At 70.7% G+C, this 12579-nt stretch carries 12 protein-coding genes; 5 read left to right on the top strand and 7 right to left on the bottom strand.

The window, feature by feature from the left end:
- The first annotated feature begins 37 nt into the window (after positions 1 to 37).
- The 5 genes from ABZ848_RS36945 (at position 38) to ABZ848_RS36925 (ending at position 5052) form a co-directional block, all read left to right on the top strand.
- Complete coding sequence (locus ABZ848_RS36945; RefSeq protein WP_360839058.1) at positions 38 to 451, top strand: hypothetical protein; 414 nt, start codon at positions 38 to 40, stop codon at positions 449 to 451.
- Positions 452 to 638: 187 nt separating this feature from the next.
- Entirely contained in the window at positions 639 to 1712 is a 1074-nt protein-coding gene (locus ABZ848_RS36940; protein WP_360839056.1) for a hypothetical protein, read from the top strand.
- A 16-nt stretch (positions 1713 to 1728) separates the two neighbouring features.
- Positions 1729 to 2940: a toxic anion resistance protein gene (locus ABZ848_RS36935; RefSeq protein WP_360839054.1), complete on the top strand. Its 1212-nt coding sequence runs from the start codon at positions 1729 to 1731 to the stop codon at positions 2938 to 2940.
- Positions 2937 to 4472, top strand: a complete 1536-nt coding sequence (locus ABZ848_RS36930) for a substrate-binding and VWA domain-containing protein (protein ID WP_360839052.1) — start codon at positions 2937 to 2939, stop codon at positions 4470 to 4472. The genes ABZ848_RS36935 and ABZ848_RS36930 overlap by 4 nt, the downstream gene beginning before the upstream one ends.
- Positions 4459 to 5052 (top strand): hypothetical protein, encoded by a 594-nt coding sequence (locus ABZ848_RS36925; RefSeq protein ID WP_360839051.1) that lies wholly within the window; start codon positions 4459 to 4461, stop codon positions 5050 to 5052. The genes ABZ848_RS36930 and ABZ848_RS36925 overlap by 14 nt, the downstream gene beginning before the upstream one ends.
- 9 nt (positions 5053 to 5061) lie before the next feature.
- On the opposite strand, the gene ABZ848_RS36920 is transcribed toward ABZ848_RS36925, so the two are convergent.
- The 7 genes from ABZ848_RS36920 to ABZ848_RS36890 all read right to left on the bottom strand — a co-directional run bounded on the left by ABZ848_RS36920 (position 5062) and on the right by ABZ848_RS36890 (position 12403).
- Positions 5062 to 6225 carry a hypothetical protein gene (locus tag ABZ848_RS36920; protein ID WP_360839049.1) on the bottom strand — a complete coding sequence of 388 codons (1164 nt, stop codon included), beginning with the start codon at positions 6223 to 6225 and terminating at the stop codon, positions 5062 to 5064.
- Complete coding sequence (locus ABZ848_RS36915) at positions 6222 to 7046, bottom strand: PP2C family serine/threonine-protein phosphatase (protein ID WP_360839047.1); 825 nt, start codon at positions 7044 to 7046, stop codon at positions 6222 to 6224. Before ABZ848_RS36915 ends, ABZ848_RS36920 begins: the two co-directional genes overlap by 4 nt.
- A gap of 11 nt (positions 7047 to 7057) precedes the next feature.
- Positions 7058 to 7819 (bottom strand): hypothetical protein, encoded by a 762-nt coding sequence (locus ABZ848_RS36910; protein WP_360839045.1) that lies wholly within the window; start codon positions 7817 to 7819, stop codon positions 7058 to 7060.
- Positions 7820 to 7844: 25 nt separating this feature from the next.
- Positions 7845 to 8759 carry a hypothetical protein gene (locus tag ABZ848_RS36905; RefSeq protein ID WP_360839043.1) on the bottom strand — a complete coding sequence of 305 codons (915 nt, stop codon included), beginning with the start codon at positions 8757 to 8759 and terminating at the stop codon, positions 7845 to 7847.
- 92 nt (positions 8760 to 8851) lie between these two features.
- The gene (locus ABZ848_RS36900; protein ID WP_242765965.1) at positions 8852 to 9136 is read right to left on the bottom strand and encodes a hypothetical protein; all 285 of its coding nucleotides are present in this window, start codon (positions 9134 to 9136) and stop codon (positions 8852 to 8854) included.
- Positions 9137 to 9293: 157 nt separating this feature from the next.
- The gene (locus tag ABZ848_RS36895; protein ID WP_360839041.1) at positions 9294 to 10280 is read right to left on the bottom strand and encodes a serine/threonine-protein kinase; all 987 of its coding nucleotides are present in this window, start codon (positions 10278 to 10280) and stop codon (positions 9294 to 9296) included.
- 299 nt (positions 10281 to 10579) lie between these two features.
- On the bottom strand, positions 10580 to 12403 hold the full coding sequence (locus ABZ848_RS36890; protein ID WP_360839039.1) for a phosphoenolpyruvate carboxykinase (GTP): 1824 nt from the start codon (positions 12401 to 12403) through the stop codon (positions 10580 to 10582).
- Positions 12404 to 12579 lie beyond the last annotated feature (176 nt).

Genomic DNA, 12579 nt, shown 5'->3' with positions numbered 1-12579 from the left:
GCTAGGATGGTTTCCTGATAGCTCAGGAGGCCATCCCATGTACGAACCGATCCGCACCAAGTCGGTCCACAGCACGATGGCCGGCACCACCTCCGACTTCCCCCACCGGTCGCGCGAGGAGGAGCTGGACATCCAGCTCGCGGGGCATCTCGCGGCGCTGCTCGCGGTGACCGACGAGCTGCGGGCGCTGGCCCCGGCAGCGGAACTGGACACCGCGGCCGAGCGGCTCGCCGAGCAGGTGTCCCGCCTCCGGGGTGGTACGACGCCGGTCCGCATGTCCGTGGTGCCGGCCGACGACGACCCCCTGGCCCTGCACGAGCGGGCCCACGCCCTGGCCGGCCGCGCCCTGGTGGTGGCGGCGTCCCGGGCGGACACGGCGGCGGCGATCCTCGCCGCGGAGCAGATGGACGTACACGCGGCGGCGCTGGAGCCGCACACTGCGTTGGCTTGAGCCGCGGCGCCCAGTCGCCGTAGGGGTGCGTGTCGTGGTGCGGGTGCGGGTCCGTTGTGGTTGATCGCGCAGTTCCCCGCGCCCCTTAGGGGCGTGGCTGGTTCCGTTGGGTTCCGGGACCGTTGCTTCATCGTCCGTTCACCGAGGGAACCCTGGAACATGGGGTTCCGTGAGCACGCTCCTCGGCGTGAGACGTATCGCAGGGATCGTCCTCGCGGTTCTGTTGATGGGTGGCGTGGTGGCCGCCGTCTTCGCGGGCCGGGAAACGGACGACAAGGGCACGGCAACGAAGACCGTGCGTATGGTGATCGGGTCGGAGAAGGCCGAGTACTTCTCGGATCCGGCTGTGGTGAAGGCCCTCGCCGCCAAGGGCTACACCGTGAAGGCCGAGACCTCCGGGTCCTGGGCCATGGAGGGGCTCGACCTCAAGGGGTACGACCTCGCGTTCCCTTCCAGCCAGGCCCCGGCCGTCGAACTGGCCTCCCGCTACAAGGTGCACGGCACCCTCCCGCGGCCCTTCTACTCGCCGCTCGTCGTGGTGGCCCACCGCAGCGCCGCCCAGGTGCTCGCGGCGAACGGCCTCGCCACGCTCGACACCGAGCACCGCGGCGTCCTGAAGATGAGCGCCTATGTGGACGCCGCCGAGCACGATCGCACCTGGCAGCAGCTCAAGGGGGCCGGTAAGTACGGGGAGTTGGGCGGGACGCTGTTCATCTCCAGCACCGATCCCGAGTCCTCCAACTCCGGCGCCCTCTACCTCGCCGCCGCCTCCTACGTGGCGAACGGCGGCAAGGTGGTCGCGGACAAGGCCGAACTCGACCGTACCGAGCCGCTGTTGAAGAAGCTCGTCAGCGTCCAGGGTGCCCAGCAGTCCAGCTCGGACGCCGTGTTCCGGGACTTCGTCAGCGGGGCCGGCAATCCGCTGGTCTGGGTGTACGAGTCCCAGGTCGCCTCGCTGCTGACGGGCGGGCAGAAGCCCGACGACGTTGCTGATCTCGTGACGCTGTACCCGGACACCACGGTCAACAGCGACCACACCGTCGTACCGCTGACCGAGAACGGCAAGGCGCTCGCCGAACTCCTGTCCACCGACCCGCAGTTGCGGAAGCTCGCGGTGCGGCACGGGTTCCGGCCGCAGGGGGCCGCGTCCGAGTTCGCCTCGGACACCACCTATCTCAAGCAGGAACTGACCGGTGTCCGGCAGGCGCCCGTGCCCACCTCCGCGGTGCTGCACGAGATGGCGCGCCGGGCGCGCGGCTGAAACGGGGGGATCCAACATGACCAGCAGCTTCAACACCAGTCAGAACAGTCACCAGAACACCCTCAGCGGGGACGACGTCTTCACGCTCACCCCGCCCGAGGCCGTCGCGCCGGTGCCTCGGGAGAAGGCCGGCGGGCTCGTCCCGGTCGACGACAGCGTGCGCACGGACATGAGCCGGAAGGCTTCGGCCTACGTCGCCGATCTCGCCGCCCTGGACGCCCGCTCGCCCGAGTTCGCGGGCAAGGTCGGCGAGATCACCGGTCTCGGCGCCGGCGAGATGCGCACCGCGGCCGCGCAGTCCAACCGGATGCTGGAGCGGACCGTCAACTCGCTGCCGAGCAGGGGCGGGGACGCGCAGTCGAAGGTCGCGGGCTCGCTCGTCGAACTCCGGCGTGTGGTCGAGGATCTGGACCCGCGTGACCTGCCCGCCAACAAGGGGCGGAAGTTCCTCTCCCGGCTGCCCGGCGGGAACAAGCTGCGCGACCACGTCGCCAAGTACGCCTCCGCGCAGGGCACTTTGAACAAGATCGTGGGCTCGCTGCGCGGCGGGCAGGACGAACTGCGGCGCGACAACGCCGCGTTGCAGACCGAGCGGGTGCGCCTGTGGGAGACCATGGGCAAGCTGCAGGAGTACGTCGTGCTGACCGAGGCGCTGGACGGGGCGGTCGAGCAGCACATCGCCGGGGTCGCCGACCCGCAGGCGGCCGACTCGCTCCGCGCCGACGTGCTCTTCCCGGTCCGGCAGAAGCACCAGGACCTGCTCACCCAGCTCGCGGTGTGCGCCCAGGGCTACCTCGCCATGGACGTCGTACGCCGCAACAACGACGAGCTGATCAAGGGCGTCGACCGGGCGGCCACGACGACTGTGTCGGCCCTGCGGATCTCCGTGATGCTGGCCTCCGCCCTCGACAACCAGAAGAAGGTCGTAGAGCAGGTCAACGCCCTGCGCGGGACGACCGAGGACCTCATCCGGGGCAACGCCGAGATGCTCGCCGCGCAGAGCGGGGAGATCCAGCGGATCGCCGCGGACCCGGCCGTGGGGGCCGAGACCCTGCGCTCCGCGTTCCAGCAGATCTACCGGACGCTGGACGCGATCGACACGTACAAGGTGCAGGCGACCGAGGCGATGGCGTCCACCGTCGAGTCGCTCACGGTCGAACTCCGGTCCGCGAGCGCGTACTTGGAGCGCAGCCGCTCCCGGGGCGCCCTGGAAGGGGGCCTCGGATGAGACGGAGCCTCACGGCGGTGGTCGCGGTCTCGGCCGCCCTGCTCACCGCGTGCAGTACGGCGAAGAAGCCCGCCGACCCCGCCGCCCCCACACCGGGCACCCTCCGCATCCTCGCCTCCAGCGAACTCGCCGACATGGCACCGGTGTTGGAGCAGGTCCGCAAGGACTCCGGCATCACGGTCCGCCCCACCTACCTGGGCACCCTGGACGCGGTGAACCTGCTCGCGGCCGGAAAGGCCGACGGCCGCTACGACGCCGTGTGGCTGTCCTCGGACGACTATCTGCGGCTGCGTCCGGAGGCGGCGAAGAAGATCGTCTCGGAGACGCCGATCATGTCGAGTCCGGTCGCGGTGGGAGTGAAGACGGCCACCGTCCGCGAACTGGGCTGGCAGCCGGACGACGTCACCTGGTCGCAGGTCGAGCAGGCCGTGCAGGACGGCAGGCTGACGTACGGCATGACCGACCCGGCGCGCTCCAACTCCGGCTTTTCCACCCTCGTTTCCGTGGCCTCGGCGCTCTCCGGCGCGCAGTCCGCGCTCACCGACGCGGACGTGGCGAAGGCGACGCCCCGGCTGAAGGAGTTCTTCAAGGGCCAGAAGCTCACGTCGGGTTCGTCGGGCTGGCTGGCGACGGCGTACAAACGGCGCGGGAACGTCGACGCCCTCCTCAACTACGAGTCCGTCCTCAAGGGCATCCCGGGCCTGACCGTGATCCGTCCCAAGGACGGCGTGGTCACCGCCGACTACCCGCTCTCCTCGCTCGCCGGCACCTCCGCCGCGACCCGCGAGGACGTCCGCCGGCTGACCGAGGCCCTGCGCACGGCGAAGGTCCAGCGCGCGATCACCACGAGCACGTACCGCCGCCCGGTGATCCCCTCCGTGGCCCCGGCGGCCGGCCTCGACACCACGCGCCGGCGCGAACTCCCCTTCCCCGGCACCCGATCCGTCGCCGACGGCCTGCTCGACTCGTACGAGAACGAGCTGCGCCGCCCCTCGCGGACCGTCTACGTCCTGGACACCTCCGGCTCGATGCGGGGCGACCGCCTGAGCCGCCTGAAGAAGGCCCTCACCGACCTCACCGGCGACTTCCGCGACCGCGAGGAGGTGACGCTGATGCCGTTCGGCTCCGATGTGAAGAGCGTCCGGGCGCACGTCGTCGACCCGGCCGATCCGCAAGCCGGCCTCGCGGCCATCCGCAAGGACACCAAGGCACTGTCCGCGGACGGCGGCACCGCGATCTACACCTCGCTGGAGAAGGCGTACGACCATCTCGGCACCGACCGCGACACGTTCACGTCGATCGTGCTGATGACGGACGGCGAGAACACCGAGGGCGCGAAGGCCGGGGAGTTCGACTCCTTCTACCGCTCCCTCGGCGCCGGGCAGCGCGAGATCCCGGTCTTCCCGATCCTCTTCGGCGACTCCGACCGCAGTGAGCTGTCCCACATCGCCGACCTGACCGGCGGCCGCCTCTTCGACGCCCGACAGGGCTCGCTGGACGGCGCCTTCGAGGAGATCCGTGGCTATCAGTAAGTACCTCGAGTCGCGCAAGAACATCGCGGGCAGCGCGTGCGGACTGCTCGGCCTCGTCCTCACCTTCACCGGTGTGGCGGGACCGTACTGGCCCGTCGTGGTGGCCGGCCTCTACGGCGCGGGCGCCCTGATCGCCCCGCCGGAACGCCCTCCGCTGCCCGACTTCCCGACGCCGTCGGCCCAACTCGACGAGCTGCGCGAGGACTTCGGGAAGCTGGGTGACTATCTGCTGGAGGTGGACCTGCCGCGCGCGGCCAAGCACCAGGAGACCGACCTGATGCTCGTGCTGGCCGCGCTGCTGGAGCCCGGCTGGGTCGCCGAGGCCCTCGCCCAGGACCCGGAGGCCGTGCACACCCTGTCGCGGCTCGTACGGCAGGACCTTCCCGAGGCCGTCGACAGCTTCGTACGAACGCGGTGGTGGACCCGGATGACACCGGGCGCGGAGCCGCCGGAACGGCACCTGGAGCGGCAGTTGGCCCTGCTCCAGGAGGAGGCGGAACGGCTGGCCGCGGCCCTGCGGGAGACGGAGGCGCGGCGGCAGGAGTCGCACACGCGGTATCTGGAGGACCGGTCGAAGTGAGGCGGGCGGTCACAGGAGCGGTGCGACGATCACGATGATCAGCAGGAGCGCGACCAGCAGCGCGACACCCACCAGCGGGCTGAACCGGCGTGCGGCGGGCGGCTGTTGAGGTGGAGCCGGGGCCGGTACGGGGACCGGTCGCCGGCCGTTGAAGACGTCGTGGCCCGTCGTCGCCGTCCGGGTGCACCACGGGCAGGTCGGCAGGTGGGAGCCGTAGGTGTGCAGGGGGCGTGCGGGGCACACCCGTACCTGGGCGCGTTCCTTGTCGAGGGCGCGCAGCCAGGCCTCCGCCGAGGGGCGGGCCGCGGGGGCGTGGACGCCGGGGCCGAAGGCCGAGCGGGCCAGGGTGAGGAGTTCGGGCGGGAGGACGGAGGGGTCGACGGTGCCGCGCGGGACGACGACGAGTTCGGGGCGGACCACGTAGGAGACGCTGGCGGCGATGTTGTCCTTGACCGTCGACTCGGAGGTGCTCTCGTGCGGGACGCCGCCGAAGGGATGGTTGCCGGCGGTGAGCAGCTGGTAGACGAGGACGGCGAGGGCGAAGTCGTCGCTGGCGCGGGTCGCCGGGCCGCCCGCCTGCCGCTCGGGCGAGGAGTAGTCGGTGGTGTGCATCAGACAGGGGAAGGCCTCGCCGGTCACCGGGTCGGTGAAGGCGATGGAGTCGCAGTCGAGGAAGGTGACGAAGCCGTTGGCGTCGACGACCACGTTGCTGCTGGAGAAGTCGCCGATGACGAGGTTGTCGTGGTGCATGCGCGCGGTCATGAAGGCGAGGTTCCAGGAGACGCCGAGCAGGAACCGCCAGTCCGCGCGGTCCGGGAAGAGGCGCAGCCGCTGGGCGCGGGTGAACAGGCCGACGAGCTGGACGTGTCCGGGTTCGCCGAAGCGGTGCATGGCGTAGCCGAGGAACTCGCCCTCGGGGCCCCGGGCCAGTGCGGTGGGCCAGGCCAGTTCGGGCGGCTGGGAGGCGTCGGTGGGGCGGGCGGCGAGCGGGGACATGGCGAGCATCCGGGTGAGCCGGCGTTCCTGGTCGGGGCCCGGGGGGTCGCGGTAGAGCTTGACGACGGTGTGGTCGTCGCCCTCGACGGGGAAGACGGCGGCCTGTCCGCCGCCCTTGAGGGGCAGCTCGGCGAGCGTGACGCGCTTGCCGTCCAGGAACACCTTGCGGCCGCTCATGGGCGCACCTTGCGCACGGCCCGCAGGAGTGTCTTGTCGTCGGCGTTCAGTGCGGTCAGCCGGTCCGACCTGAGCAGCGCGGTGAGGCTCTCGTGGGCGCTCTCGGAGACGGGTCCGGGGGCGTCGAGGGAGCGGAACACGGCGTCGGCGAAGGAGGAGTTGGGGATCGGCGGGCCCGCGGCGGAGCGGGAGAGCGCGGCCTGGGCGAGCCCGTCGGTGGACAGCAGTACGCCGTCGACGCCGGGGTCGGAGACACAGTCGGTGTGGACCCAGCGGGCCGCGTCCGGTGAGGTGAGGAAGACGGTCTCGTTGCTGTACTCACCGGCGGCGTCCGGCTGCGGCAGCAGATGGAACTGCCGCTCGCCGTCCTCCGTACCCGCCCGCAGGACGACGAAGCCGTCGCCGACGCTGAGGTGGCCCAGCCAGCCGGGGGCGAGGACGACGACGGTGAGGGTGGTGGCGAAGTCGTCGGCCTCGGCGCCGGTGCGGTCCAGGAAGATCTTGCTGACGTCCCGGTAGGCCTGCGTGAGCAGTTCGTGGACGCCTTTGCCCGGCTCACAGTCGTGGGCGGCGGCCGCCCGGCGCCCGAAGTGCTCGACGGCCAGCTCCACGGCGAGCCGCGAGCCCTGGCCGGACCGCTGCCGGCTGCCCGCGCCGTCGGCGACGGCGAGCACCGCGACGGACGCCGACGAACCGTACGTACAGGCGTCCTGGCCGGGCATGCCGGCCCGGTGGTGGCGGTAGCCGGTGACGCTGACGCCGTGGATGCGCCACGGGGAGTCCCGGTCGTCGTCGCCCCGCAGGGCGGTTCCTTCGCCCATCGCCGGCCGCCTCAGGATTCCCAGGCCGGCCGCTGGGTCTTGAACTGGCTGAAGATCTTCTCGAAGACCTCGTCTCCGGCGCCCTTCTGCTCGGCGTTGGCGCTGGCGGACATCATCTGCAGCAGCTCGCGGAACGGGAAGCCCTGGATGCGGGCGTTGAAGGTGGGCGCGAAGGCGCGCAGGACCTGTTCGCCGAGGTCGGTGATGCCGCCGACGCCGATGGCGTAGAGCCGGAAGCGCCGGGCGCGCTGCTCCTCCTCCAGGACGGGGACGAGGCGGTGCCAGGAGTCGGTGCGGTGGCCGGTGCCGTCGGTGGGCAGGCCGTCGGTGACGAGGCAGATCTGCGGGCGGTAGTACTGCAGCCCGGAGGCGCGCAGTTCGGCTTTCCGCGCGGCCACGATGTGCATCGACAGCTCCAGGGCCTCCGTCATCAGGGTCACGCCTGCGGCGCCGAGCTGGGGCGGGCTGAACATGTGGGCGGGCACGAAGGGGCTCACCGGGGCGCCGGGGGCGAGGGGCTGGGGACCGCGCCAGGCGGCGACGCCCTGCCCGCCGAAGGTGACGACGGCGACCTCGACGCTGTAGCTGAGGGCGACGTCGTCGTGCAGCTCTCGGGTCCATTCCACGAGGGCGTTGTTGAGGGTCTGGATGGGCGGGCCGGCCATGGAGCTGGAGGTGTCGAGGCAGAGCACCAGCGGCAGCCGCTGGGCGTTGTTCTCGAACTCGATGTCGGCGTACTCCGCCGGCAGGGTGGGCGGGTATTCGCTGGACATGGCTACTCCTGAAGAACCGGTGCGTTCAGTGGGCACGGGCGTGCCGGGCGGGGGCGGGCGGATAGGCGTACAGCACGTCGGAGCCGGGGTCGGGCGGATCGGCGACATCGACACGGGAGCCGGGCGGGGGCGGCGCCTCGGCGGACTCGGCCCACACGGCGCGATAGAGGACCCGGTCGAGCTCGACGTAGCCCTGGGGGTGGAGGGGGGTGCGGAGGGTGGCGGGGTGGGTGGGGCCGACGCGGCGCGAGGGAGCGCGGGAGGTGCGCAGGGCGCGGGTGGGTTCGTCGGCGGTGCGGGCAGCCGGGACGGCGGGGGCGGCAGGGGCGGCGGGGGCTGTGCGGGTGCGGCGTACGACGAGGACGAAGGCGGCGAGAAGGAGGATGAGGGCGGTGGCGGTGCCGAAGAGGAGCCACTGGTCACGGCCGTTGTCGTCGCCGGTGGAGCCCACGGCGTAGGCGTGGTGACGGGTCGCCACACCCTTGCCGACCAGGTCCTCACCGGTGAGCGTGCCCTTGCCGTCGACCGCGTCACAGAACGACTGCCTCTGCTTGCAGACGTTGTCCAGCTCCGTGCGCGTGCCGGGCGACAACGGCGTGATCACGGCTTTCGGGTCGACGAGCCTGTGGTTCTGTGCCACCAGCATGAGAAGGACCGTGCCGCCCTCGCCGGTGGTGACTCCGGCCGGTACCTGGACTTCCAGGTTCTCGCTCTGCTTCAGGACGCCGTCGATGATGGTCGCGCGGCCGGCCTTGCTGCCGTCGAGCGGGAGCTCCCGTCTGAGGGTGACGCCGACGAGCCCGTCGCTCAGCCCCGACTTCCAGCACGCCAGCCTCGCCCGAAAGTCCCCGCCGCACTTCTCATCCGCACTCGCCGGTGTCACCGCCCCCAAAACGGCGACCACCCCGAGCAGCACCGCACAACACACCCAACGCCTCATGGGCGACCCCCCGTGGCCCGAAAACCCCCGCCCATAATGGCGGCAACCAGCCCTTAGCCGAAAGGGTTTGAAGGCACTCTCGCAATTCACTTCTACAGCTTGAAAACCTCGTGGCAGCGCAGGAACATCTGTCGCGCCCGTTCCACCCAGTCACTGGCCAGCGCGTCGAAGTCCGCCTGGGTGACCCGGCAGGTCAGCGGCAGATCGCACACCCCCGCGAGGCACGGACGCGGCCCCCGTACGTCCCACACGGAAAGCATGGGGTTCAATTGTTCGGTATTCCACGCGTTCGACGCCGCCGCCGCAACAGCCAGCTGATCGTGGCGCAGAGAATGACCGTCCGTGACAAAAGCGACAAGCAGCCGTTTCGTGGTCATGAATCTGACCGTGAGCGTCCGCCCCGTTTCCTCCAGATCGAATTGGAGGGACACCGAATCCGTGTCGGCGGCGGCACGGTAATTCCGCCCGTCCCCCCAATTCCGCACCAACTCCCGCCAGTGCGTCCCGATTTCGAGTACCGCACCGGACCGCGACTCAGACGCTGCCACGGCCCACCGCCCGCACGACCATCCCGTCGGTGAGCCCGGCGTCCAGCAGCGCCTGGGCGTGCAGCAGCAGACAGGACGGCACGGACACGCTCGTACCGGCCTTGCGGCGCGCGGCGAGTTCGTCGACCCGTATCTCGATCGTCCGTCTCACCTTCGCCGGCGGCCAGGCCGGCGCCCGCGGCGTCTCCTCCAGCAGCGCGGCGAGGAGTTCGTCCAGCCGCGGCCGGTCCTCGGGCCGCTTGGCGAGGCAGTGCGCGATCAGCGGACGCATCTCCGCGGGTACGGCGTCGAGGTCGGGCTCGCCGAGCACGACCCGGTAGCGCACCGCCTCCCCCGTGCCGTGCGGCGGCTTCCCGGTCAGCGCGTACACCAGCACCCCGCCGAGGGAGAACACGTCGCTCGGCGGACCGACCGCCGCCCCCTTCATCTGTTCCGGCGACATGAACGGCGGCGTGCCGACCACGATTCCGGCCTGGGTGAGTCCGGGCGCCCCGTCGACGTGGGAGATCCCGAAGTCGATGACGCGCGGACCGTCGGACGCGAGCAGCACGTTGGCCGGCTTGAGGTCGCGGTGCACCACCCCCGCGCCGTGGATGGCCTGCAGCGCCTCGACCAGGAAGGCGCCCAGCCGGCGCACCTGCGGTTCGGGCAGCGGACCGTCCGTGCGGACCGCCTCCGCGAGCGAGGGGCCGGGCACGTACAGCGTGGCCAGCCAGGGCAGTTCGGCCTCGGGGTCGGCGTCGACCACGGCCGCGGTGTAGGCGCCGCTGACCACCCGCGCGGCCGCGACCTCGCGGGCGAAACGCTCCCGGAACTCCTGCTCGGCGGCCAGTTCGGGCCGTACGACCTTCACGGCGACCTCGCGCCCGGCGGGCGAGCGGCCGAGATACACCCAGCCCATACCGCCCGAGCCCAGGCGCCCGACGACGCGGTACGGCCCCACCTTCAGGGGATCGCTGACCGGTGTGCGCACCCCGCTCACCTCATTTCGGGGTTCGTTGCAGGATGTCCCGAGTGTGCCGCGAAATCCCGGTCCGTACAGAGGTGATGGCGGAAAAATCCGCACAGAGGTGACGGCCGGGAAGTCCGTACGGAAGCGACGGCGGAAAAGACGAAGGCCTGCCGTCGCCTTCCCGTCGGGGCGGACGGAACAGCGACGGCAGGCCCACAGCCCCGTACGCCGTTGTACGGGACCTCGTCGGTTCGCACCGCGGCCGGCCGTGACGATCACTGGTCAGGGCATCCCAACCGGCCGCGGAGTCTTTCGGGTGCTCAGCCCAGGCGCTGCACCAGCGCCCGGTACTCGTCCCACAGCTCCTTCGGGGTGTGCTCGCCGAAGGTGCCCAGGTGCTCGGGTACCAGCGCGGCCTCCTCGCGCCAGACCTCCTTGTCGACGGTGAGCAGGAAGTCGAGGTCGGACTCGGAGAGTTCGAGGCCCTTGGTGTCGAGGGCGTCCTTGGTCGGCAGGATGCCGATCGGGGTCTCGACGCCCTCCGCCCTGCCGTCGAGGCGGTCGACGATCCACTTCAGGACGCGGCTGTTCTCGCCGAAGCCGGGCCAGACGAACTTGCCCTCGTCGTTCTTGCGGAACCAGTTGACGTAGTAGATCTTCGGGAGCTTCGACTGGTCCCTGCCCTTGGCGACGTCGACCCAGTGGCCCATGTAGTCGCCCATGTTGTAGCCGCAGAAGGGGAGCATCGCGAAGGGGTCGCGGCGCAGTTCGCCGACCTTGCCCTCCGCCGCGGCCGTCTTCTCGCTCGCCACGTTGGCGCCGAGGAAGACGCCGTGGTTCCAGTCGAAGGACTCCGTCACCAGCGGTACGGCGCTGGCGCGGCGCCCGCCGAAGAGGATCGCCGAGATCGGCACGCCCTTCGGGTCCTCCCACTCCGGCGCGATGATCGGGCACTGCGCGGCCGGGGTGGTGAAGCGGGCGTTGGGGTGGGCGGCCGGAGTCCCGGACGCGGGCGTCCAGTCGTTGCCCTTCCAGTCGGTGAGGTGGGCCGGGGTCTCCTCCGTCATGCCCTCCCACCACACGTCGTTGTCGTCCGTCAGCGCCACGTTGGTGAAGACCGAGTTGCCCCACAGGGTCTTCATCGCGTTGGCGTTGGTGTGCTCACCGGTGCCGGGCGCGACGCCGAAGAAGCCGGCCTCGGGGTTGATGGCGTAGAGGCGGCCGTCCTCGCCGAAGCGCATCCAGGCGATGTCGTCGCCGATCGTCTCGACCGTCCAGCCGGAGACCGTGGGCTCCAGCATGGCGAGGTTGGTCTTGCCGCAGGCGGACGGGAAGGCGGCGGCGACGTACTTCGACTCGCCCTGCGGGGGCGTCAGTTTGAGGATCAGCATGTGCTCGGCGAGCCAGCCCTCGTCGCGCGCCATGACGGAGGCGATGCGCAGGGCGTAGCACTTCTTGCCGAGCAGCGCGTTGCCGCCGTAACCGGAACCGTAGGACCAGATCTCGCGGGTCTCCGGGAAGTGCGAGATGTACTTGGTGGAGTTGCACGGCCACGGGACGTCCGCCTCGCCCTCGGCGAGGGGCGCGCCCAGGGTGTGCACGGCCTTCACGAAGAAGCCGTCGGAGCCGAGCTCGTCGAGGACCGGCTGCCCCATGCGCGTCATCGTGCGCATGGAGACCGCGACATAGGCGGAGTCGGTGATCTCTACACCGATCGCGGAGAGGTCCGAGCCGAGCGGGCCCATGCAGAACGGGACGACGTACATCGTCCGGCCCTTCATCGAGCCGCGGAAGACGCCCTTCTCGCCCTGGAAGATCTCCCGCATCTCCGCGGGGGCCTTCCAGTGATTGGTCGGGCCGGCGTCCTCCTCCTTCTCGGAGCAGATGAAGGTGCGGTCCTCGACGCGCGCGACGTCGGTCGGGTCGGAGGCCGCGTAGTAGGAGTTGGGGCGCTTGATCGGGTCGAGCTTCTTGAAGGTGCCCTTCGCGACGAGCTCCTCGCACAGGCGCTCGTACTCGGCCTCGGATCCGTCACACCAGACCACGCTGTCCGGCTGCGTCAGTTCTGCGATCTCGTTGACCCACGAGACCAGTTCCTTGTGGTTGGTGGGAACGACGGAGGGAGCCGCGATGTCGCGCGCCACGATTGCTCCTAAGTGAGGGATTTGTTGTTGGAGGCCCCGTGGGGGCTGCGGCCCGGACGCTTCGTGGCTGGATCTTCAGCGCTCATCCGGTGCCGACCGCACTCATTTGATCATCCGACGCCTCCGCCCATATGTCCAGAGGGCCGCACAGGTGAGCGGAGTGGGGATCGTCACGT

It is taken from the genome of Streptomyces sp. NPDC047081 (genome assembly GCF_040643775.1).
Lineage (GTDB): Bacteria > Actinomycetota > Actinomycetes > Streptomycetales > Streptomycetaceae > Streptomyces.
Note: the sequence above shows the minus strand (reverse complement) of the source record. Positions and strands in the feature narration are given on the sequence as shown.

Excerpts from the sequence above, each read along its gene's own strand:
- ABZ848_RS36945 (WP_360839058.1), top strand. The coding sequence starts at position 38 with ATGTACGAACCGATCCGCACCAAGTCGGTCCACAGCACGATGGCCGGC.
- ABZ848_RS36935 (WP_360839054.1), top strand. The coding sequence starts at position 1,729 with ATGACCAGCAGCTTCAACACCAGTCAGAACAGTCACCAGAACACCCTC.
- ABZ848_RS36930 (WP_360839052.1), top strand. The coding sequence starts at position 2,937 with ATGAGACGGAGCCTCACGGCGGTGGTCGCGGTCTCGGCCGCCCTGCTC.
- ABZ848_RS36920 (WP_360839049.1), bottom strand. The coding sequence starts at position 6,225 with ATGAGCGGCCGCAAGGTGTTCCTGGACGGCAAGCGCGTCACGCTCGCC.
- ABZ848_RS36915 (WP_360839047.1), bottom strand. The coding sequence starts at position 7,046 with ATGGGCGAAGGAACCGCCCTGCGGGGCGACGACGACCGGGACTCCCCG.
- ABZ848_RS36910 (WP_360839045.1), bottom strand. The coding sequence starts at position 7,819 with ATGTCCAGCGAATACCCGCCCACCCTGCCGGCGGAGTACGCCGACATC.
- ABZ848_RS36905 (WP_360839043.1), bottom strand. The coding sequence starts at position 8,759 with ATGAGGCGTTGGGTGTGTTGTGCGGTGCTGCTCGGGGTGGTCGCCGTT.
- ABZ848_RS36900 (WP_242765965.1), bottom strand. The coding sequence starts at position 9,136 with ATGACCACGAAACGGCTGCTTGTCGCTTTTGTCACGGACGGTCATTCT.